Genomic DNA, 22,137 nt, shown 5'->3' with positions numbered 1-22,137 from the left:
CCTCGTGAACCCTCTCCTGCTCTCGCACTTCACCGCCACCAGCTGCATCGGCCGCGGCCTCGACGCGACCCTCGATGCGCTGCGCCGCGCCCGCGGCGGGCTCGTGCCGTGCAACTTCGAGCGCGCGGATCTCGACACGTGGATCGGCGCGGTGGACGGCGTCGATGCGCACCCCGTGCGCGCCGATCTCGCCGACTTCGAATGCCGCAACAACCGCCTCGCGCAACTCGGCCTGACGCAGGACGGCTTCGACGCCCGCGTCGCGGCGGCCGCCGCGCGCTACGGCGCCGCACGCATCGGCGTATTCGTCGGCACGAGCACGGCCGGCATCCTCGAAACCGAACGCGCGTACCAGCGCCGCGATCCGGCGAGCGGCGCGCTGCCGGCCGATTTCCGCTATGCGCACACGCACAACCCGTATTCGCCGGCCGCGTTCGTGCGCGCGTATTTCGCGCTGCGCGGGCCGGCGATGGCGATCTCGTCCGCGTGTTCGTCCGGCGCGAAGGTGTTCGGCTCCGCGCGCCGCATGATCGAGGCCGGGCTGATCGACGCGGCCGTCGTCGGCGGCGTCGATTCGCTGTGCCTGACGACGCTGTACGGCTTCAATTCGCTCGAACTGCTGTCGCGCCGGCCATGCCGGCCGTTCGACACGGCACGCGACGGCATCTCGATCGGCGAGGCCGCCGCGTTCGCGCTCGTCGAACGTGTGCCCGACCCGCCCGCTGCGCTCGACGACGACGCGATCCTGCTGCTCGGCATCGGCGAATCGAGCGATGCGCATCACATGTCGTCGCCGCATCCGGAAGGGCTCGGCGCGCGCGCCGCGATCGAGCAGGCGCTCGCGTCCGCCGGCCTCGGCGCGCACGATATCGACTACGTGAACCTGCACGGCACCGCGACCCCGAGCAACGATGCAGCGGAAAGCCGCGCGCTCGGCGCGCTGTTCGCCCGCACGCCGTGCAGCTCGACGAAGGGCGCGACCGGCCACACGCTGGGCGCGGCCGGCGCGCTGGAGGCGATCGTCGCCGCGCTCGCGCTGCAGGAGCAGTTCGTGCCGGCCGGCGTCAACACGACGCAGCCCGACCCGGCGCTCGTCGCCGACTACGTGCTCGCGAGCCGCGACACGCGCGTGCGCGCCGTCCTCTCCAATTCGTTCGGCTTCGGCGGCACGAATTGCAGCCTGATCCTCGGCCGCGCCCGGCACGTGGCCGGTCGCGCCCGCCGTTGAGGCCCGCCATGACACTCACCGCGTTCATCGAAAGCGTCGGCCTCGTCGGGCCGGGACTGACCGACTGGCCGCACGCGGCCGACGTGCTCGCGGGCCGCGCACCCTACGCGGCCGCCCGCACCGAACTGCCGCCGCCCGCCGGGCTGCCGTCCGCCGAGCGGCGTCGCACGGGCCCCGTCGTGCGCGCCGCGCTCGCGGTCGGCCACGCGGCGGTGGCCGCGAGCGGCCGCGACGCCGCGACCCTCGCGACCGTGTTCAGCGCATCCGGCGGCGACGGCCAGAACTGCCACGCGATCTGCGAAACGCTGGCCGGCGACGATCGCCAGCTGTCGCCGACCCGCTTCCACAACTCGGTGCACAACGCCCCGGCCGGCTACTGGAGCATCGCGACCCGCGCGATGGCGACGTCGAACGTGCTGTGCGCGCACGACGGCAGCTTTGCCGCCGGCCTGCTCGAAAGCCTGTGCCAGGTCGTCGTCGATCGCGTACCGAGCCTGCTGATCGCGTACGACACCGACTATCCGGAACCGCTGCGTGCGGTGCGGCCGATCGGCGACGCGTTCGGCGTCGCGCTCGTGTTCGCGCCGGAAGCGAGCGAACGCACGCTCGCCCGCATCGACGTGCAGCTCACCGATGCGCCCGCCACGACGCTCGCGCATGCCGAGCTCGACGCACTGCGCGCCGGCAATCCGGCCGCCCGCGTGCTGCCGCTGCTGGACGCGCTCGCCACGCGGCAATCGACGCGCGTCGTGCTCGACTACCTGGCCGATACGCGCGTGCAGGTCGACGTCGCGATGCCCGACTCTTTCGCGGAGCGCGCGCGATGACCACGACGGTCGTATTGACCACGCCGCTCGACCACGCGTGGATTGCCGCGCACATTCCGCACGCCGGCACGATGTGCGTGCTCGATTCGGTCGATGCGTGGGATGCCGAACGAATTCGCTGCACCGCGACGAGCCACCGCGATCCGCACAACCCGCTGCGCGCGCACGGGCGGCTCGCGTCGGTCTGCGGCATCGAGTACGCGGCGCAGGCGATGGCCGTACACGGCGCGCTGCTCGGTGCGCATGAGGCGCGCCCGCGCGCCGGCTATCTCGCGAGCGTGCGCAACGTCGACGCGTTCGTCGACCGGCTCGACACCTTCGAGCAGCCGCTCACCGTCGACGCGGAACGCATAAGCGGCGACGGCCGCTCGGTGCTGTACGGCTTCGCGCTGCGCTGCGGCGAGCGCGTGCTGCTGTCCGGCCGCGCGGCGGTGATGCTCGACGCATCGGCCGCCGGCGCGTTTCAACCGGCGCCCGCCGGCAACACGAATCCTCGATGAAGAGGCTTACCTCAAGGAAACCGGTCGTGAAAGTTCGTCAGTTCATTGGCGCCGCGCTCGTTCTGGCGCTGCTCGGCCCGCTCGCCCACGCGGACATGTCGGAAGTGAAGCAGGACATCAAGCGCGATTCGAAGGAAGCCGCGCACAAGACCGGCGACGCGGCGCGCAGCTTCGGCCACGCGACCGCGAGCGCCGCGAAGGCGGTCGGGCACGGCGTCGCGCATGCGTCGCGCGAAGGCTGGGAAGCCACCAAGCGCACGACGAAGCGGATCTTCCACAAGAACGACTCGGGCGAGTCGGCCGGAAAGAGCGAAAGGAACGACTGATCGCGCATCCCGCGCGCGTGGCCGACGGCATGCGCGCGGGGCATGACCGCCCATCGATCGCCGATCGAGCGTTCACCGATCGCGACGCGTCGGCGCCGCGCTCAGCGTGCACCGCGCATGCGGCGCAACGACCGCGCCGGCCTGCGCGCGAAGCACTTGCCGTACGCGACGAGCCAGCAATCGCGATGATCGAAATTCCGCAGCAGCCGCGCGCGGCGCCGCTCGAGCCAGTAGAGCGCGATCGCCATCGTCAGCGCGACGGCCAGTGCCGAGCCGCCGATCACGAGTCCCATCCAGGTGTCGCCCATGCGTTCTCCGGAATGCGAGGCCGAAGCGGCGCGCCTGCCGCTTCGGCACGGAATGGTGCGGAACGCGGCCCGCCCGGGCGCGAACGCCGTGCGGGCCGCCGCGCGTCAGTGCATGTGCTGACCGCCGTTGATCGCGATGTTGGAGCCCGTCACGAAGCCGGCCTCCTCCGAGCACAGATAGGCCACCAGCGCCGCGACTTCCTCGGGCTTGCCGAGCCGGCCCGCCGGAATCTGCGGGAGGATCTTCGTGTCGAGGATGTCCTGCGGGATCGCGGTGACCATCTTCGTCGCGAGATAGCCGGGCGACACCGTGTTCACCGTCACGCCCTTGCGCGCGATCTCCAGCGCGAGCGATTTCGTGAAGCCGTGCATGCCGGCCTTCGCGGCCGCATAGTTGGTCTGGCCGACCGACCCCTTCGAGCCGTTCACCGACGAGATGTTGACGATGCGGCCCCAGCCGCGCTCGACCATGCCGTCGCAGACCGGCTTCGTCATGTTGAACACGGAGTCGAGGTTGGTGCGGATCACCGCATCCCAGTTGACCTTGTCGAGCTTGCGCAGCGTCATGTCGCGCGTGATGCCCGCATTGTTCACGAGAATGTCGACCGGGCCGACGTCCCGCACGATCTTCTCGATGCATTGCTGGCATGAATCGTGATCGGCCACGTCCACCGGATACGCATGGAATTCGCGGCCGGCCGCATGCATCTCGGTCAGCCAGCGGTCCGCGCCGGTGTTGTTCGGCGAATACGTGACGACTACCCGATGACCCGCGTCGTTCAACCTGATGCTGACCGCTTCGCCGAGGCCGCCCATCCCACCCGTCACAACTGCAATTCGCTTAGTCATACTATGAATTACCGACAAAAAAGTAATCGATGAAAGGCGGGGCGACGGCATCGCACATGCTGCCGCCCCACCGCTTCGATGCGCAGCCCCCGCCCGCTTCGCGAACGCGACACGCATCGGCACCGCGCTTTGTTGTTGACTACCTGTGTTGCGCGAAAACCGCCCGGCTCGCCCGCGGCGCCGACCCGCGCCGCAAGCGAACCGTGTCGTCGGCCGCTGCTCAGTCGCGCTCGACCGCGAGCGCGACGCCCATCCCGCCGCCGATGCACAGCGACGCCAGCCCGCGCTTCGCATCGCGCTTGACCATCTCGTGCAGCAGCGTCACCAGGATCCGGCAGCCCGACGCACCGATCGGGTGACCGATCGCGATCGCCCCGCCGTTCACGTTCACCTTCGACGTGTCCCAGCCCATCTGCTTGTGCACCGCCAGCGCCTGCGCCGCGAACGCCTCGTTGATTTCCATCAGGTCCAGGTCGCCCGGCGTCCAGCCCGCGCGCTCCAGCGCACGGCGCGATGCCGGCACCGGGCCCATGCCCATCACGCTCGGGTCCACGCCCGCGTTCGCATACGCCTTGATCCGCGCCAGCGGCGTCAGGCCCAAGGCGGCTGCCTTCTGCGCCGACATCACCAGCACCGCCGCCGCCCCATCGTTCAGCCCCGACGCGTTCGCCGCCGTCACCGAGCCGTCCTTCGCGAACGCCGGCTTCAGCCCCGCCAGCGACTCCGCCGTCACGCCGTGACGCACGAACTCGTCGGTCGCGAACTGCAGCGGCTCGCCCTTGCGTTGCGGAATCGACACCGGCACGATCTCGTCGTTGAAACGCCCGGCCTTCTGCGCGGCTTCCGCCTTGTTCTGCGACAGCGCCGCGAACGCGTCCTGCTCTTCACGCGTGATCCCGTATTCCTTCGCGACGTTCTCCGCCGTGATCCCCATGTGGTACTGGTTGTACACGTCCCACAACCCGTCGACGATCATCGTGTCGACCAGCTTCGCGTCGCCCATCCGGAACCCGTCGCGCGAGCCCGGCAGCACGTGCGGCGACGCGCTCATGTTCTCCTGGCCACCCGCGATCACGATCTCCGCGTCGCCCGCGACGATCGCGTTCGCCGCCAGCATCACGGCCTTCAGGCCCGAGCCGCACACCTTGTTGATCGTCATCCCCGGCACGGCGTTCGGCAGCCCCGCCTTGATCAGCGACTGCCGCGCCGGGTTCTGCCCGGAGCCGGCCGTCAGCACCTGGCCCATGATCACTTCGCTGACCTGCTCGGGCTTCACGCCCGCACGCTCCAGCACTGCGCGGATCACCGTCGCGCCCAGTTCGGGCGCCGCAACCTTCGCCAGCGAGCCGCCGAATTTGCCGACCGCGGTCCGCGCGGCCGATACGATCACTACATCCGTCATGTTCAATTCCTGCATCGAAATCAGTTCGTCGTTGTGACGCCGGCACGGGGCGACGGCGCGCGTCGGGCCAACCGGTGCGATCGCGGTCGCGGTCGCGCGCCGTGTTGGCGGGCGGCGCCTGTTCGCACCGGCGGCACGACACACCGCCGCACGGGCAACCGTGCACGGGCGTCTTGCGGCGCATCGGACGCTCGCCGGCCCCCGCGTGGCACACGCGGCGCCGGCGCCGTCCGGCGCCGATCAAGCGTGTCGCGCCTGCGCGCGACACGCGTTCAGCACGCGTTCAGATCACGCAGCCGATTCGCGCGCAGCCGCGGCGTCCTTGCGGGCGGCCGCAGCCGTCTGCTTGGCACCGCGCGTGGCCGTTTCGCTGACTGCATCGAAACCGCTCTGCGCCGCTTCGATCGCCTGCCCCGTCGCTGCACGCACGGAGTCGGCCGCGGCGGTCGCCGCGGACAACGCCGAATTCAGCGCGGCCACCACCGGCGCCGAGCCGGCCGGTGCGTGCTTCGACAGTTCGCCGAGCACGTCCTTCAGGCGCTTGTCGTTCTGTTCGTACTGGGCCTGCGCGACCTTCGCCCATTCGGATTGCGTCGACACCGCGATGTCGAACAGATGGCGGCCATACGACACGACCTTGCCGGCCGCTTCCTGCGGCGCGGCGACCTGCTGCGCGAAGCCCGCGGCCGGGTTGTTGCCGTTGAACGCGTTCTTCAGCTTGTCCTCGTATTCCTCGAGCGCCGTGCGGGCCGCTTGCAGGTTGAGTTCGACGACGGCCTCGAAACCGTGGATCGCCGGACGGGCGATCGCGAACCAGGCGGCGATACCGGATTGATAATCGGCGGCGAGTTTTTCGGGGGCAAATACGGACATCGGACACGCTCCTGTTAGCAATGCGAGAGACGACGTAAAGAAAAATGGAAGCTTGATCGACAGCGCTTCCTTATTGACGACCCGTACCTGTTTGAGCACGAGCGGTTGAAGGAAGTCATTCTAGAGCGATTAATTGTCAATTAAATGGCATTAATGATAGGTATAAACCCTTATTACCCTTTAGAGCGGCCGCCGCAGTCCGGCGTGCCGACATCGCGGGCAGGATGCCCGCACGCTCCGACCCGCAATGCCTTTTTACCTTTTTACAGCATAGCGCATCGTGACGTCGCGCAATACTTACCAATCCATTATTCCGTTTATTAGAAAACCGGCCCTCATTAAAAATGGAGTGGTCGTCGATGTAATCGTTTTTTCGGGATTTATTATGAAATCGTTTTCTGGATTATTAATGACGAATTCAATGATCGGATGAATTACGGTCGCGATAAAAACGAGGCCGCTCGAAGCGGCCTTGGTCGATGCGGTGGGACGCGGGGTCAGCCGGCCAGTTCGCGATGCAGCGCGCGGAATTCCTGCGCGAGCTTGTGGGTCGGCTCGAGATGGATCACCGGCGTCGATTGCTGATGCGATTCGCGGATCTTCACCGACGCGGACAACCGCGACGCGAGCACCGGCAGCCCTTCGTCGACGAGTTCGTCGACCAGCCGTTGCGGCAGGCTCGCGCGCGGCTGGAACTGGTTGATGACGATCCCTTCGACTTCGAGCGCCGCGTTGTGGTCCTGCTGGATTTCCTTCACGTTCTCGAGCAGCGTGTACAGCGCGCGCCGCGAGAAATCGTCGCAGTCGAACGGGATCAGGCAGCGCTCGACCGCGATCAGCGCCGAGCGCGTATAGAAATTCAGCGCGGGCGGCGTGTCGATGTACACCGCATCGTAAGTATCGAGCTCGTTGAGCGCGTCGCGCAGCTTGTAGATCTTGTAGCGCGATTCGAGCTTGCCGTGCAGCGTGTCGAGATCCGGATGCGCGGGCATCACGTCGAGTCCGTCGAACGGGGTCGCGTGGATGAACGACGCGACGTCGACCGGCCGGAAGTTGAAGGTCAGCGCGGTTTCGAAGAAACCCGCCACGCCAGGTTGCGCGTCGGCCGCCGCATCGCCGAGCAGGTAGCGCGTCGAGTTCGCCTGCGCATCGAGATCGATGACGAGCGTGCGCAATCCTTCGCTCGCGCTGATCGCCGCCAGGTTGCAGACGATCGTCGACTTGCCCACGCCGCCCTTCTGGTTGAATACGACCCGCCGCATGGTGTCCCCTCGCTCGAAACGTCGAAACGGCCAGCTTAGCGGGTCAATCATGGCGACCGCGTGACGCAGGTCGAATTGGACGCGACAGTGCGCGCCACGCGTCACACGCGCGGCACCGCGCCCGATACGTAGCGGTTGCCGGGCACGCTCCACCGCCACGGGAGATCCTGGCCGACGCGAATGCCGATGCGCGGCCCGCCCGCCAGATCGGCGGGTGGCGCCAGCCCGTCGTCGACGATCGCGAACCCTTGATGCGCGCCGGCCAGGTCGACGCCATCCTGCGCGCCGCCGATCCCCATCGCCTGCGTCAGCCGGGCCGGCCCGCGGCACAAGTCGCGATCGCGCGTGCGCGGCGGCCGCGCCGCACGCATCTGTTCGAGTCCGTGCAGCGGCTCCAGCGCCCGGATCAGCACGCCCGTTCCCGCGCCGTCCGGGCCGCACACGCAGTTGCAGCACCAGTGCATGCCGTACGTGAAATAAACGTAGAAGTGCCCGGGCGGCCCGAACATCGTCGCGTTGCGCGGGGTCTTGCCGCGATAGGTGTGCGCCGCCGGATCGAGTGCGCCCGCATACGCTTCCACTTCGACGATGCGGCCGGCCCGGCCGTCCGCGGCCGCGAGGATCTTGTTGAGCAGTTGCGGCGCGACCTCGGTGGCCATGCGGTCGAAGAATGCGCGTGGCACGATGGCGCCCGGCCACGGAGCCGCCGTCTTACTGCGTCGCATCGTGCCCCTCCGTGATCGCCGCGAGATGAAGCTCGCGATACGCATCGACCAGATCGTCGAGCCCGAATGCGCGGTTTCTCCCGCTGGGATTCGGCAGCACCCACACCCGCGCATGCTCGATGCGGGCCGACTGCAATCCCCACGCGACTTCGCGCTGCCCCGACAGCGCCGAATAGGCCGCCTTGCCGAGAAACGCGACGAAGCGCGGCGCATGCTGGGCGACTTTCTGCTGGAACGCGGCGCCGGCGACCGCGAATTCCGCGCGCGAAAGCTGATCGGCACGCGCGGTCGGCCGCGGCACCACGGCCGTCAGCCCGCAGCCGTAACGGAGGATCTCGCGATCGTCCAGCGGCGAAATTTCCGTCGGCGTGAAGCCCGCGAGATGGAGCACGCGCCAGAAGCGGTTGTTTCTCCCCGCGAAGTGATGGCCGGTCGCGGCCGCGAGCAGGCCGGGATTGATCCCGCAGAACAGGACGTCGAGATCGGGCGCGATGAGGTCGGAGAGTGCGTCAGCCACGGTTCATCCGGCGTGCGACCGGCGGGAACGACGTAAACGAAACAAGGCCCGAAAACCCGGGCCAAGCGACTGGCTTGACTCGGATATTCGGGCCCATCGTGATGCGAGGGTGTGACTGGCGATCAGAACGGGATATCGTCGTCCATCTCGTCGAAGCCGCCGCCTGCCGGTGCGCTCGGACGGCTCTGGCCGCCACCACCCGCACCGCCACGCGCCGCGCCGCCGGCACGACCGCCGCCGCCACGCTCCGCCTGCTCGCCGCGACCGCCGCCACCACCACCGTAGCCGCCACCATAACCGCCTTCGTCACCGCCGCCACCGCCGCCGCCCGAACCGCCGCGGCCGCCGAGCATCTGCATCTGTTCGGCGACGATTTCGGTCGAGTAACGGTCCTGGCCGTCCTGGCCCTGCCACTTGCGCGTGCGGATGCGGCCTTCGATATAGACCGACGAACCCTTCTTCAGGTACTCGCTGACGATTTCCGCCAGACGGCCGAAGAACGCGACGCGATGCCACTCGGTCATTTCCTTGAAATCGCCGCTCGCCTTGTCCTTGTAGCGATCGGTCGTCGCGAGACGGATGTTCGCAACCGCGTCGCCGCTCGGCAGGTAACGGACTTCAGGATCGGCGCCGAGATTGCCGACGAGGATGACCTTGTTGACGGATGCCATGTGTTTCTCCAGTAAATTCGATGCCGGGCCGCCCGCGTGTGTCGCCGGAACGGCCCGCCGGGCACGCCGGCGCGCTGCCGATGCCTGCCCGAGTGAGGTTCAGGCCTTGCGCGGCGGCGCCTTCATATTGGCCGCGATTATAAGCCACGCGGCCACGAGCCCCGAACACGTGTAGAACACCGTGTTCGCGCCCCCATGCTTCAGCAGCCAGCCGCCCACGATGCCGCCGAGCGCGAGCCCGATCGACTGCGTGGTGTTGTAGACGCCCGTGGCCGCGCCCTTGCGCGAACCCGGCGCGAGCTTCGACACGAGCGACGGCTGCGACGCTTCCAGGATGTTGAACCCGAGGAAGTAGACGAAGAGAATCGCCGCCACAATCAGGATGGTATGCGGCGCGCTGCCCAGCAGCAATTGACCGATCAGGATAGCCAGAATGCCGCCGAGCAGCACCGGCTTCATCTTGCCCCGTTTTTCCGCGACGATGATCGCCGGCACCATCATCACGAACGCGAGCCCCATCACCGGCAGGTAGACCTTCCAGTGCGCGGCGACCGGCAGCCCGCCGTCGACCAAGAGGCGCGGCACGACGAGGAACAGCGCCGTCTGCGTCGCATGCAGCACCAGCACGCCGAAGTTCAGGCGCAGCAGCTCGACGTTGTGCAGCACCTCGGCGAACGGCGCGGGCACGTGCACGGGCTTCGCCGCATCGGGCACGATCCACAGCACGACGCCGATCGCGAGGATCGACAGCACGCCGACGATCGCGAACAGCCCGCTCATCCCGACCCAGTGGAACACGATCGGCGCGCCGACGATCGCGACCGCGAACGACACGCCGATCGACCCGCCGACCATCGCCATCGCCTTCGTGCGGTTCTGCTCGGAAGTCAGGTCGGCGATGAACGCGAGCACCGCCGACGACACGGCGCCCATCCCCTGGATCACGCGGCCGACGATGATCCACGTGATGTCGTGCGCGAACGCGGCGACGAAGCTGCCGAGCGCGAAGATCACGAGGCCGGTGGCGATCACCGGCTTGCGGCCGAACTTGTCGGACGCCCAGCCGTAGAAGATATAGAACAGCGACTGCGTGACGCCGTAGGCCCCGAGCGCGATCCCGACGAGCAGCACGTTGTCGCCGCCCGGGATGGTTTTCGCGTAGACCGAGAACACCGGCATGATCATGAACAGGCCGAGCATGCGCAACGCGAAGATCGCCGCGAGCGACGTGGTCGCGCGCAGTTCGGGCGCAGTCATGCGGGAAGACGTGGCAGACGGATTGGACATCGGGAATGAATTTCGAATGATCGGAATGTCCGCCCGGCGGCGGGCGGCGGAAGATCAGGACCGGCGGCCTGGCGGCCTTTCGGGCGACGCGTCGGGGCCGGATGCAGACGGCCTGCGGGCCGCCCGGAACCGTGCGGCGCGACCGCATTCCCCGGCGCAGGTGTCGCCTTGCTGCCACCTGCTGTAAAGGCTGGGGGCCGTAAACGACGGTCTCGAAAAGCCGTTATAGTAGCAGGTTTGGTTCCCTCCATTTTCGCCAGGTTCATGGAACAGATCCGTATCCGTGGGGCACGCACCCACAACCTGAAAAACGTCAATCTCGACCTGCCGCGCCACAAGCTGGTCGTGATTACCGGGTTGTCCGGGTCGGGCAAGTCGTCGCTCGCGTTCGACACCCTTTATGCCGAAGGCCAGCGCCGCTACGTGGAAAGCCTGTCCGCGTACGCCCGCCAGTTCCTGCAGTTGATGGAGAAGCCCGACGTCGACCTGATCGAGGGGCTGTCGCCGGCGATCTCGATCGAGCAGAAGGCCACGTCCCACAACCCGCGTTCGACCGTCGGCACGGTCACGGAAATCCACGACTACCTGCGACTTTTGTACGCACGTGTCGGCACGCCGTACTGCCCCGACCACGACATCCCGCTCGAGGCGCAGAGCGTGTCGCAGATGGTCGACGCGGCGCTCGCGCTGCCCGAGGAAACCAAGCTGATGATCCTCGCGCCCGTCGTCGCGAACCGCAAGGGCGAGCACGCCGAGCTGTTCGAGGACATGCAGGCGCAGGGCTTCGTGCGCTTTCGCGTACGCTCGGGCGGCGGCGCCGCGAACGAAGGCGTCGCGAAGATCTACGAGGTCGAGTCGCTGCCGAAGCTGAAGAAGAACGACAAGCACACGATCGACGTCGTCGTCGATCGCCTGAAAGTGCGCCCGGACATGAAGCAGCGGCTCGCCGAATCGTTCGAAACCGCGCTGCGCCTGGCCGACGGCCGCGCGATCGCGCTCGAGATGGATACCGATCACGAGCACCTGTTCAGCTCGAAGTTCGCGTGCCCGATCTGCTCGTACTCGCTGCAGGAGCTCGAGCCGCGCCTGTTCTCGTTCAACAACCCGATGGGCGCGTGCCCGGAATGCGACGGCCTCGGCCAGATCACGTTCTTCGACCCGAAGCGGGTCGTCGCGCACCCGTCGCTGTCGCTGGCCGCGGGCGCGGTGAAGGGCTGGGACCGCCGCAACCAGTTCTACTTCCAGATGCTGCAGAGCCTCGCGGCGTTCTACGAGTTCGACATCGACGCCGCATTCGAGGATCTCCCCGAAAAGATCCGCAAGGTGCTGCTGTTCGGCTCGGGCAAGCAGACGATCCCGTTCTCGTACATCAACGAGCGCGGCCGCACGACGATCCGCGAGCACGTGTTCGAAGGGATCATCCCGAACCTCGAGCGCCGTTACCGCGAGACCGATTCGGTCGCGGTGCGCGAAGAGCTGTCGAAGTACCAGAACAACCAGCCGTGCCCGTCGTGCGACGGCACGCGCCTGCGCCGCGAGGCGCGCCACGTGCGGATCGGCACCGGCGACTACGCGCGCGGCATCTATGAAATCAGCGGCTGGCCGCTGCGCGACGCGCTCGGCTACTTCGACGGGCTGACGCTCGACGGCGCGAAGCGCGAGATCGCCGACAAGGTGATCAAGGAAATCGTCGCGCGCCTGACGTTCCTGAACAACGTCGGCCTCGACTACCTGTCGCTCGAGCGCAGCGCCGAGACCTTGTCGGGCGGCGAGGCGCAGCGCATCCGGCTCGCGTCGCAGATCGGCTCGGGGCTCACGGGCGTGATGTACGTGCTCGACGAGCCGTCGATCGGCCTGCACCAGCGCGACAACGACCGCCTGATCGCGACGCTCAAGCACCTGCGCGACCTCGGCAACTCGGTGATCGTCGTCGAGCACGACGAGGACATGATCCGCACGGCCGACTACGTGGTCGACATGGGCCCCGGCGCGGGCGAGCACGGCGGCGTCGTGGTCGCCGAAGGCACGCCGAAGCAGGTGCAGTCGAATCCGCAGTCGCTGACCGGCCAGTACCTGCTCGGCAAGCGCGTGATCGAGTACCCGGACGAGCGGCTCGCGCCCGATCCGGAGCGGATGCTGCGCATCGTCGACGCGCACGGCAACAACCTGAAGCACGTCGATCTGGAACTGCCGGTCGGCCTCCTGACCTGCATCACCGGCGTGTCGGGCTCCGGCAAGTCGACGCTGATCAACGACACGCTGTATCACGCGGTCGCGCGCCACCTGTACGGCTCGGCCGCCGAGCCGGCGCCGCACGAGGCGATCGAGGGCCTCGAGCACTTCGACAAGGTGATCAACGTCGACCAGTCGCCGATCGGCCGCACGCCGCGCTCGAACCCGGCCACGTACACGGGCCTGTTCACGCCGATCCGCGAGCTGTTCTCGGGCGTCCCGACGTCGAAGGAGCGCGGCTACGATCCGGGCCGCTTCTCGTTCAACGTGAAGGGCGGCCGCTGCGAATCGTGCCAGGGCGACGGCGTGCTGAAGGTCGAGATGCACTTTTTGCCGGACGTCTACGTGCCGTGCGACGTGTGCCACGGCAAGCGCTACAACCGCGAAACGCTCGAAGTGCAGTACAAGGGCAAGAACATCAGCGAAGTGCTCGACATGACGGTCGAGCACGCGTACGAGTTCTTCAGCGCGGTGCCGGTCATCGCACGCAAGCTGAAGACGCTGCTCGACGTCGGCCTCGGCTACATCCGCCTCGGCCAGTCGGCCACGACGCTGTCGGGCGGCGAGGCGCAGCGCGTGAAGCTGTCGCTGGAGCTGTCCAAGCGCGACACCGGCCGCACGCTGTACATCCTCGACGAGCCGACCACCGGCCTGCACTTCCACGACATCGCGCTGCTGCTGGAAGTGATCCACCGGCTGCGCGACCAGGGCAACACGGTCGTGATCATCGAGCACAACCTCGACGTGATCAAGACGGCCGACTGGGTGATCGACCTCGGCCCCGAGGGCGGCGCCGGCGGCGGCCAGATCATCGCGCAAGGCACGCCCGAGCAGGTCGCGAAGACGAAGGCGAGCTTCACCGGCAAGTACCTCGCGCCGCTGCTCAAGCGTCCGACCCGCAAAGTCGCGGCCGGCTGACGCCGCTCCACCCTGCCCGCGCGCGGCCGTCCGGCCGCGCGCCTCCTCGTTTTCCCTTCTGCGTTTACACCACGCGCCAAACGGCCCGTTTGCGGACCATAATGGCAGCTATACTTTACGGTCGTAAGGTTCGCCATCCGCACCAATCCGGTGCGGCGCCGGGCGGCCCGCACGCTGCCGCGCGCTGCGCGGCACGACACACGGACGACAGGAATCCACGATGGAGAAGCAACAAGAGTCGCGCGACACGCAGAACCGCGAGCCGCACCTGCGCAGCGTGCGGCTGACGAGCGACTTGAGCCTGCCGAAGCTGTCGGCACTCGAGATCGGCAGCTATCTCTTCGCGCTCGTCATGATGTGGCTCGTCCTCGAGCTCCGGCTGCTCGGCGGGATGCTCGCCGGCCTGCTCGTCTACCAGCTGATCCACACGATCGCACCCGTGATCGAACGTCACACCACCAGCATGCGCGCGCGCTGGGTCGCCGTCGTGCTGTTGTCGATCGCGATCGTCGGCGCGCTCACCGGCCTGACGATCGGCATCATCGAGCATTTCGAGCACACGGTGCCGAACCTGCAGAGCCTGCTCGACCAGCTGATGCAGATCGTCGAGCAGACCCGCGCACGCACGCCGGCGTGGATCGCCAATCTGCTGCCCGTCGACGTCGAACAGATGAAGACGAAGGCGGCCGTGCTGATGCACTCGCACATGGACCAGCTCCAGCAAAGCGGCAAGAGCGTCGCGCGCGGCTTCGGCCACGTGCTGTTCGGGATGATCATCGGCGCGATGATCGCGATCGGCGTCGAGCAGGGCAAGGTGCGCCGGCCGCTGTCGACCGCGCTCGTCATGCGCGTGTCGCGCTTCTCCGACGCGTTCCGCCGCATCGTGTTCGCGCAGATCAAGATCTCGGCGATCAACGCGGCATTCACCGGCATCTATCTGCTCGTCGCGCTGCCGATCTTCCACCAGCGGCTGCCGCTGTCGAAAACGCTCGTGCTCGTCACGTTCATCGTCGGCCTGCTGCCGGTGATCGGCAACCTGATCTCGAACACGCTGATCGTCGCGGTGTCGCTGTCGGTCAGCATGGGCACCGCGATCGCGTCGCTCGCGTTCCTCGTGGTCATCCACAAGCTCGAATACTTCCTGAACGCGAAGATCATCGGCGGTCAGATCGAGTCGCGCGCGTGGGAGCTGCTGCTCGCGATGCTGATCATGGAAGCCGCGTTCGGGCTGCCGGGCGTGATCGCCGCGCCGATCTTCTATGCGTACCTGAAACGCGAGCTGTACCTGCTGCGGCTGATCTGAAACCGCCCGCCAGCCAGCGGAAAGCAAAAACGCCGCGCCCCGTAAAGGGCGCGGCGTTTTTGCTTGTGGAGCCGGCCGTTCGCGGCCGACGGATCAGCGGAACACGACCGTCTTCGTCCCGTTCAGCACGATCCGGTGCTCGACGTGCCACTTCACCGCCCGCGCGAGCGTCACGCACTCGACGTCGCGGCCGATCGCGGTCAGCTGGTCGGGCGTCATGCTGTGATCGACACGTTCGACTTCCTGCTCGATGATCGGGCCTTCGTCGAGATCGGTCGTCACGTAGTGCGCGGTCGCGCCGATCAGCTTCACGCCGCGGTCGAACGCCTGGTAGTACGGCTTCGCGCCCTTGAAGCTCGGCAGGAACGAATGGTGGATGTTGATCGCGCGCCCGGCGAGCTGCTCGCACATATTCGGCGACAGGATCTGCATGTAGCGCGCGAGCACGACGAGATCGGCCTGGTGCTCGTCGATCACTTCCAGCACGCGCGCTTCCTGCGCGGCCTTCGCGGCATCGGACGAACCGCCGATCAGCGGGAAGTGATGGAACGGAATGTTGTAGCTCGCCGCGAGCTGGTAGAACTCCTTGTGGTTCGACACGATCGCCGGAATCTCGATCGGCAGCTGGCCCGTGCGATAGCGGAACAGCAGGTCGTTCAGGCAGTGGCCGATCTTCGACACCATGATCACGACGCGCGGCTTCACGGCCGCATCGTGCAGCTCCCAGCGCATCGAGAACTGTTCGGCGAGCGGCGCGAATTCCTTGCGAAGCGTGTCGAGCGCCGACGCGGCATCCACGCCGCCGCCGTCCTGCTCGAAGTGCACGCGCATGAAGAACTCGCTGGTGCGGCTGTCGCCGAACTGCGCGGAATCGAGGATGTTGTTGCTGCGCTCGAACAGGAAGCCCGAGACCGCATGGACGATGCCGTGCCGGTCGGGGCACGACAGTTTCAAGATAAAGCTGTGATCGGTCGGCATGACCGCTACTCCCATTGTTTCCGTATTCGTCAAATTGCCCGTTCGCGCCGCGCGGCTGCGCGCTCGGCGCGCGTCACGCCGCCGGGACGAACAGCACGTCGATGCCGGCCGCGTCGGCCGCCGCAATCCAGCGGTGGCGCAGCAGCGTATCGAGCGTCGCGAGGCTCGCATCCATCGTCGCGCGGCCTTCGCGCAACCAGCCGATCACCTCGGGCACGCCGGCCAGCAGGTGCTCGGCCACTTCGCCGTCCTGGTTGCGTGGCGCGAAGTCGTGCGGCAGCGGCAGGTCGTACACGAAGATCAGTTCGGATTGCGTGCCTTCCGGCAGCGAATTCAGCACCTGCACCGTGCGGCCCGCGATCGCGCGCGCCGCCAGGTCGGCCGGAATGCCGGCTTCTTCCCAGCATTCCTTCGCGAGCGTCTCGTGAACGCCCAGCCCCCAGCCGATCCCGCCCGCGACGACGTTGTCGAGCATGCCGGGGTCGGTGGCCTTGGTCGCGCTGCGGCGGCCGAGCCACATCTTCGGCGCGGCCGCGGCGGGCGGCTCGCCCGGCGTAACCGCGTATTCTACGATGCCGTTCACGTGCACCGCATAGGTCTGCGTGCCGAAGAAGCGCGACGCGGCGCGCTCGATGTACGCGAGCGGCGGATCGTCGAAGCGGTTGCGGATCGCGTAGATCTCGTCGCGCCAGCCGGGAATCGCGCCTTCGGCGGCGAGCGCGCCGATCGCGCTGGCCAGCGCCATGCTGCGCGCGTCGACCGAATCGTAGCGCGCCGACAGCACGACGCGCTCGCCGGTCAGCTCGAACACGTCGGGCCAGCGCGCGAGCTTCGCGACGTCCTGGCGGCGCACCCAGCCGACCGCCTGGCCGGCGATCTCGAAACGCAGGTGCGCGGCCGGATCGAAGCGGCGCGCGGCCGCGATGCACGGAAACGTCATCGTCATCAATCCTTCAGCGCGACGCGAATGCCGATCGCGATGAACGTCGCACCGGCGATCCGGTCGAGCCACACGCCGGCCTTCGGGCGGCGCTTCAGCCACGTGCCGATCATGCCCGCGCCGACGCCGAACAGCGAGAAGACCGCGGCCGTCTGCAGCATGAACAGCGCGCCGAGCTCGAACATCTGCAGCGTCACGCTCTGCGCGCCGTGCGGATCGACGAACTGCGGCAGGAACACGACGAAGAACAGCGTGACCTTCGGGTTCATCAGGTTGCCGATCACGCTCTGCCGGAAGATCGTGCCGAGCGGCTGCGGCGGCCGCGCATGCGCGTTCGCGAGGCCCTGGCTGCGCAGCGCCCTGATGCCGATCCACACGAGGTACGCGGCGCCCGCGAGCTTCAGGATCTGGAACGCGACCGGCGACGAACGCAGCACGGCCGCGACGCCGAGCGCCGCGAGCGTCGTGTGGAACAGGATCCCCGCCGTGAAGCCGAGCGCGGCGACGAAGCCGGCCGCGCGACCCTGCGAGATGCCGCGGGCGAGCACCTGCAGGTTGTCGGGACCCGGCGCGAACGTGATCGCGATCGACGTGGCGAGAAACAGCATGAAGTTGGGCATCGTGACCTCGCTGCGGAATGTGAACCAGGCGTGAATCAACGCAAGCCGGGGCGGCCCGCCCCGGGGGACCGGCGTTCAGTGGCCGGAGAATTCGGTAACGGTGTAGACCGGCAGTCCGGCGTTGCGCAGCAGCGCCGAGCCGCCGAGATCGGGCAGGTCGATGATCGCCGCGCCCTCGACGACCACCGCGCCGAGCCGCTGCAGCAGGTTGCGCCCCGCCATCATCGTGCCGCCGGTCGCGATCAGGTCGTCCATGATGATCACGCGGTCGCCGGGGCGGCACGCATCTTCGTGGATCTCGACCGTCGCGCTGCCGTATTCGAGGTCGTACGATTCCGAACGGGTCTTGTACGGCAGCTTGCCGACCTTGCGGATCGGCACGAAGCCGACGCTCAGCTCGTACGCGACGATCGGCGCGATGATGAAGCCGCGCGCGTCGAGGCCCGCGACGTAGTCGAGCTTCGCGTCGACATAGCGTTCGACGAACAGGTCGACGAGGATGCGCAGCGCCTTCGGGCTCTGCAGCAGCGTCGTGATGTCGCGGAACTGCACGCCCGGCTGCGGCCAGTCCGGCACCGTGCGGATCTGGCTATGGATGAAGGCGACCGGATCGAGCGGTGCGCCCGACGACGAATGCGGCATGAAACTCTCCGAAAAAAACGGTGCGCGAAGATCGGGCACCGTTTCTGATCAATACGGGTCAGGTTGTGAGTCGTGGCTCACGCGGCCGCGGCCGGCGGGTCGCGCCGATGGCGCGACAACCGCTCCTCCGCGAGCGCGAGCGCCTCGGGCAGCCCGCGCAGCACCACGATGTCGCTCGCGCGCAGCTTGGTCTGCGGATCGGGTTCGACGCCGCGGATGCCGTGCCGGCGGATCGCCGTGACTTCCAGCCCGAGCGCGTACAGCCCGAGTTCTTCCAGCGAACGCCCGACCGCGTCCGCGCGCGCATCGACCGGCACCGATTGTAGCCGCACCTGCTCGTGATCGTCGTCGTCCGCGTCGTCGGCGCCGCGGAAATAGCCGCGCAGCAGGCTGTAACGCTCGTCGCGCATCTCCTCGACGCGCCGCACGACCTTGCGCATCGGCACGCCGACCAGCACCAGCGTATGCGACGCCAGCATCAGGCTGCCCTCGACGATCTCCGGAATCACCTCGGTCGCGCCGGCCGCGAGCAGTTTCTCCAGGTCGGCATCGTCCACGGTACGCACGATCGCGGGCAGCGTCGGTTCGAGCTCGTGCACGTGGTGCAGCACGCGCAGCGCGGACGGCGTGTTCGCGTAGGTGATCGCGACGGCCGCCGCCCGGTGGATACCGGCCGCGAGCAGCGACTCGCGGCGCGCCGCGTCGCCGAACACCACCGATTCGCCGGCGGTCGCCGCCGCGCTCACGCGATCGGGGTCGAGGTCGAGCGCGACGTACGAAATGCCTTCCTGTTCGAGCATGCGCGCGAGGTTCTGGCCCGCGCGGCCGTAGCCGCAGATGATCACGTGGCCGCGCTGCTTCAGGCTTTGCGTCGCGATCCGCGTCATCTGCAGCGACTGCTGCATCCATTCGGTCGACGACAGCCGCATCACGATGCGGTCGGCGTTCTGGATCAGGAACGGCGCGGCGAGCATCGACAGCAGCATCGACGCGAGGATCGCCTGCAGCAGCGTCGAATCGACGAGATGCCGGTCGAGGATCAGGTTCAGCAGCACGAAGCCGAATTCGCCGGCCTGCGCGAGGCCGATGCCCGTGCGCATCGCGACGCCCGGCGTCGCGCCGAACAGCCGCGCGAGCCCGGCGATCATCGTCGCCTTGAACAGGATCTGCCCGACGAAGAAGCCGAGCACGATCAGCGGATGCTCCCAGATCACGCGCGGATCGAGCAGCATCCCCGTCGTCACGAAGAACAGGCCGAGCAGCACGTCGCGGAACGGCTTGATGTCCTCCTCCACCTGATGGCGGAACGGCGTCTCGGAAATGAGCATCCCGGCGATGAACGCGCCGAGCGCGAGCGACAGCCCGAAGCGGTCGGTGATGAACGCGGCGCCGAGCGTGACGAGCAGCAGGTTCAGCACGAACAGCTCCTGCGAGCGGCGCCGCGCGACGACGTTGAGCCAGCGCGTCATGAAGCGCTGGCCGATCACGAGCAGCAGCGCGAGCGCGATCACGATCTTGACCGCCGCGAAGCCGAGCGTGAGCGCGAGATCCTTCGACGACTCGGCGCCGAACGCGGCGATCACGATCAACAGCGGCACCACCGCGAGATCCTGGAACAGCAGCACGCCGAAGATGTTGCGGCCGTGCTCGGTCTCGATCTCGAGCCGCTCGGCGAGCATCTTCGACACGATCGCCGTCGACGACATCGCGAGCGCGCCGCCGAGCGCGATACTGCCCTGCCACGTGATGTGCACCCAGCGCTCGAACAGCGCGCCGAGCACGAGCGCGAGCACGAGGGTCGCGACGACCTGCAAGAGGCCGAGTCCGAACACGAGCCGCTGCATCGCCCTCAGCTTCGCGAGCGAGAATTCGAGGCCGATCGAAAACATCAGGAACACCACGCCGAATTCCGCGAGGTGCTCGGCCCGTTCGAGATCCGCCGCGACGCCGAAGGCGTGCGGGCCGACCAGGATGCCGACGGTCAGATAGCCGAGCATCGGCGGCAGGTTCAACGAGCGGAATACGACGACGCCCACCACCGAGGCCAGCAGCAGCAGCAGGGTCATTTCGAGCGGGGAAATCACAGGCGAAGCGTCCTCGTTCGTCGGGGCCACGGCAATGCGGGCGCGGGTGGTGGCGGTGGACAGGCGACCTCGGACGAGTCCGAAGGCGCGGCGCGGCGAACAAACGCCTTTGCTATACTCCGCGCATGATAGCGAAAATCAATGATGATCGGGCGCTCGCGCTCGCCCGCGACGTGCTCGACATCGAGGCGGACGCCGTGCGCGCGCTGCGCGACCAGCTCGACGGCGGCTTCGTCCAGGCCGTGGCGCTGCTGCTCGGCTGCCGCGGCCGCGTCGTGGTCTCCGGGATCGGCAAATCGGGGCATATCGCCCGCAAGATCGCAGCCACGCTGGCCAGCACCGGTACGCCGGCCTTCTTCGTCCACCCTGCCGAGGCCAGCCACGGCGACCTCGGGATGGTCACCTCCGACGACGTCTTCATCGGCATCTCCTATTCCGGCGAGTCGGAAGAACTCGTCGCGATCCTGCCGCTCGTGAAGCGGATCGGCGCGAAGCTGATCGCGATCACGGGCCGCGCGGGGTCGAGCCTCGGCACGCTCGCCGACGTGAACCTGAACGCCGCGGTGTCGAAGGAAGCGTGCCCGCTGAACCTCGCGCCCACCGCGAGCACGACCGCGGCGCTCGCGCTCGGCGACGCGCTCGCCGTCGCCGTGCTCGACGCGCGCGGCTTCGGCTCGGAAGATTTCGCGCGCTCGCATCCGGGCGGCGCGCTCGGCCGGCGCCTGCTCACCTACGTGCGCGACGTGATGCGCTCGGGCGACGACGTCCCGTCCGTCGGGCTGAACGCGACGCTGTCGGACGCGCTGTTCCAGATCACCGCGAAGCGCCTCGGCATGACGGCCGTGGTCGACGCCGACGGCAAGGTCGCCGGCATCTTCACGGACGGCGACCTGCGCCGCGTGCTCGCCCGCGACGGCGATTTCCGCACGCTGCCGATCACCGAAGTCATGACGCGCGACCCGCGCACGATCGCGCCGGATCACCTGGCCGTCGAGGCCGTGGAACTGATGGAGCGCCACCGGATCAACCAGATGCTGGTCGTCGATGCCGACGGCGCGCTGATCGGCGCGCTGAACATGCACGACCTGTTTTCGAAGAAGGTGATCTGATGAGCGCAGCGCTGACTGCGGCCGAACGCGCGAGCCGCGTGAAGCTGATGATTTTCGACGTCGACGGCGTGCTGACCGACGGCGGCCTGCTGTTTACCGCGGCCGGCGACGCGATGAAGTCGTTCAATTCGCTCGACGGCCATGGCGTGAAGCTGCTCGGCGAAGCCGGCATCGCGACCGCGATCATCACGGGCCGCCGCTCGGACATCGTCGCGGCGCGCGCGAAGGAAATGAAGATCGCGCACCTGTTCCAGGGCGTCGAGAACAAGCTCACCGTGTTCGCCGACCTGATCGCGTCGCTCGGCCTGACGGCCGACGCCTGCGGCTACATGGGCGACGACTGGCCCGACCTGCCGGTGATGCTGCGCTGCGGCTTCGCGACGGCCCCCGCGAACGCGCACCCCGAGGTGATCGCCCGCGCGCACTGGGTCGCCGAGGCCCGCGGCGGCCACGGCGCCGTGCGCGAGGTCTGCGATGCGATCCTGCGCGCGCAGCGCCGCTACGACGCGCTGCTCGCCGCCGCCTGCGGAGCCTGA

Annotated in this window: 22 protein-coding genes; 8 read left to right on the top strand and 14 right to left on the bottom strand. The window is 68.0% G+C overall.

Annotated elements, in window-relative coordinates:
- Nucleotides 1–4: 4 nt before the first annotated feature.
- Genes DFS13_RS20170 through DFS13_RS20155 form a run of 4 tightly spaced genes read left to right on the top strand, consistent with a single transcriptional unit; the run spans nt 5 to nt 2,881 of the window.
- Nucleotides 5–1,228, top strand: coding sequence for a beta-ketoacyl-[acyl-carrier-protein] synthase family protein (locus DFS13_RS20170; protein WP_111442041.1), 1,224 nt, complete (start codon nt 5–7; stop codon nt 1,226–1,228).
- An 8-nt stretch (nt 1,229–1,236) separates the two neighbouring features.
- Nucleotides 1,237–2,055, top strand: a complete 819-nt coding sequence (locus DFS13_RS20165; RefSeq protein ID WP_034201361.1) for a beta-ketoacyl synthase chain length factor — start codon at nt 1,237–1,239, stop codon at nt 2,053–2,055.
- A complete protein-coding gene (locus DFS13_RS20160) occupies nt 2,052–2,555 on the top strand; it encodes a hotdog family protein (protein ID WP_111442040.1) in 504 nt (167 codons plus the stop codon). Before DFS13_RS20165 ends, DFS13_RS20160 begins: the two co-directional genes overlap by 4 nt.
- Nucleotides 2,552–2,881 (top strand): hypothetical protein, encoded by a 330-nt coding sequence (locus tag DFS13_RS20155; RefSeq protein WP_012492404.1) that lies wholly within the window; start codon nt 2,552–2,554, stop codon nt 2,879–2,881. Before DFS13_RS20160 ends, DFS13_RS20155 begins: the two co-directional genes overlap by 4 nt.
- A 101-nt stretch (nt 2,882–2,982) precedes the next feature.
- On the opposite strand, the gene DFS13_RS20150 is transcribed toward DFS13_RS20155, so the two are convergent.
- From DFS13_RS20150 to DFS13_RS20110, 9 genes are all read right to left on the bottom strand, one after another.
- Nucleotides 2,983–3,189: a hypothetical protein gene (locus DFS13_RS20150; RefSeq protein WP_006481510.1), complete on the bottom strand. Its 207-nt coding sequence runs from the start codon at nt 3,187–3,189 to the stop codon at nt 2,983–2,985.
- Between the two features lie 105 nt (nt 3,190–3,294).
- Nucleotides 3,295–4,038 (bottom strand): acetoacetyl-CoA reductase, encoded by a 744-nt coding sequence (phbB, locus tag DFS13_RS20145; protein ID WP_012492403.1) that lies wholly within the window; start codon nt 4,036–4,038, stop codon nt 3,295–3,297.
- A 220-nt stretch (nt 4,039–4,258) separates the two neighbouring features.
- Nucleotides 4,259–5,440: an acetyl-CoA C-acetyltransferase gene (locus DFS13_RS20140; RefSeq protein ID WP_058902292.1), complete on the bottom strand. Its 1,182-nt coding sequence runs from the start codon at nt 5,438–5,440 to the stop codon at nt 4,259–4,261.
- 288 nt (nt 5,441–5,728) lie between these two features.
- Nucleotides 5,729–6,313 (bottom strand): TIGR01841 family phasin, encoded by a 585-nt coding sequence (gene phaP / locus DFS13_RS20135; protein ID WP_006491043.1) that lies wholly within the window; start codon nt 6,311–6,313, stop codon nt 5,729–5,731.
- 497 nt (nt 6,314–6,810) lie between these two features.
- A complete protein-coding gene (locus DFS13_RS20130) occupies nt 6,811–7,575 on the bottom strand; it encodes a ParA family protein (protein ID WP_034201359.1) in 765 nt (254 codons plus the stop codon).
- Between the two features lie 101 nt (nt 7,576–7,676).
- The gene (locus DFS13_RS20125) at nt 7,677–8,300 is read right to left on the bottom strand and encodes a DNA-3-methyladenine glycosylase (protein ID WP_034201358.1); all 624 of its coding nucleotides are present in this window, start codon (nt 8,298–8,300) and stop codon (nt 7,677–7,679) included.
- Nucleotides 8,287–8,817 (bottom strand): G/U mismatch-specific DNA glycosylase, encoded by a 531-nt coding sequence (mug, locus tag DFS13_RS20120; RefSeq protein ID WP_034201357.1) that lies wholly within the window; start codon nt 8,815–8,817, stop codon nt 8,287–8,289. Before mug ends, DFS13_RS20125 begins: the two co-directional genes overlap by 14 nt.
- A gap of 122 nt (nt 8,818–8,939) precedes the next feature.
- Nucleotides 8,940–9,488: a single-stranded DNA-binding protein gene (locus DFS13_RS20115; protein WP_006499008.1), complete on the bottom strand. Its 549-nt coding sequence runs from the start codon at nt 9,486–9,488 to the stop codon at nt 8,940–8,942.
- Nucleotides 9,489–9,587: 99 nt separating this feature from the next.
- On the bottom strand, nt 9,588–10,775 hold the full coding sequence (locus tag DFS13_RS20110; protein WP_006483141.1) for an MFS transporter: 1,188 nt from the start codon (nt 10,773–10,775) through the stop codon (nt 9,588–9,590).
- A 264-nt stretch (nt 10,776–11,039) separates the two neighbouring features.
- Here DFS13_RS20110 and uvrA point away from each other — a divergent pair, with 264 nt between their 5' ends.
- Together uvrA and DFS13_RS20095 are read left to right on the top strand one after the other, a co-directional pair.
- A complete protein-coding gene (gene uvrA, locus DFS13_RS20100; protein WP_006483142.1) occupies nt 11,040–13,925 on the top strand; it encodes an excinuclease ABC subunit UvrA in 2,886 nt (961 codons plus the stop codon).
- Nucleotides 13,926–14,145: 220 nt separating this feature from the next.
- Nucleotides 14,146–15,228: an AI-2E family transporter gene (locus tag DFS13_RS20095; protein WP_006483146.1), complete on the top strand. Its 1,083-nt coding sequence runs from the start codon at nt 14,146–14,148 to the stop codon at nt 15,226–15,228.
- Nucleotides 15,229–15,321: 93 nt separating this feature from the next.
- Here DFS13_RS20095 and purU read toward each other — a convergent pair whose 3' ends face one another.
- From purU to DFS13_RS20070, 5 genes are all read right to left on the bottom strand, one after another.
- Nucleotides 15,322–16,206 (bottom strand): formyltetrahydrofolate deformylase, encoded by an 885-nt coding sequence (gene purU / locus DFS13_RS20090; RefSeq protein ID WP_006483149.1) that lies wholly within the window; start codon nt 16,204–16,206, stop codon nt 15,322–15,324.
- A 73-nt stretch (nt 16,207–16,279) separates the two neighbouring features.
- On the bottom strand, nt 16,280–17,146 hold the full coding sequence (locus tag DFS13_RS20085; protein WP_111442079.1) for an NUDIX hydrolase family protein: 867 nt from the start codon (nt 17,144–17,146) through the stop codon (nt 16,280–16,282).
- A 5-nt stretch (nt 17,147–17,151) separates the two neighbouring features.
- Nucleotides 17,152–17,766, bottom strand: a complete 615-nt coding sequence (locus DFS13_RS20080; RefSeq protein WP_111442078.1) for a LysE family translocator — start codon at nt 17,764–17,766, stop codon at nt 17,152–17,154.
- Nucleotides 17,767–17,841: 75 nt separating this feature from the next.
- A complete protein-coding gene (locus DFS13_RS20075; RefSeq protein ID WP_034178636.1) occupies nt 17,842–18,408 on the bottom strand; it encodes an adenine phosphoribosyltransferase in 567 nt (188 codons plus the stop codon).
- Nucleotides 18,409–18,485: 77 nt separating this feature from the next.
- Nucleotides 18,486–20,492: a monovalent cation:proton antiporter family protein gene (locus DFS13_RS20070; protein ID WP_006491635.1), complete on the bottom strand. Its 2,007-nt coding sequence runs from the start codon at nt 20,490–20,492 to the stop codon at nt 18,486–18,488.
- 125 nt (nt 20,493–20,617) lie between these two features.
- On the opposite strand from DFS13_RS20070, the gene kdsD reads away from it, so the two are divergent.
- Both kdsD and DFS13_RS20060 read left to right on the top strand, forming a co-directional pair.
- Nucleotides 20,618–21,601, top strand: coding sequence for an arabinose 5-phosphate isomerase KdsD (gene kdsD / locus DFS13_RS20065; RefSeq protein WP_006483136.1), 984 nt, complete (start codon nt 20,618–20,620; stop codon nt 21,599–21,601).
- A complete protein-coding gene (locus tag DFS13_RS20060; RefSeq protein ID WP_006483148.1) occupies nt 21,601–22,137 on the top strand; it encodes an HAD family hydrolase in 537 nt (178 codons plus the stop codon). The genes kdsD and DFS13_RS20060 overlap by 1 nt, the downstream gene beginning before the upstream one ends.

The organism is Burkholderia sp. 28_3, assembly GCF_003253915.1.
GTDB lineage: Bacteria > Pseudomonadota > Gammaproteobacteria > Burkholderiales > Burkholderiaceae > Burkholderia > Burkholderia cenocepacia.
The sequence above is the reverse complement of the archived record's forward strand: the minus strand, read 5'-3'. Positions and strand labels throughout refer to the sequence as shown.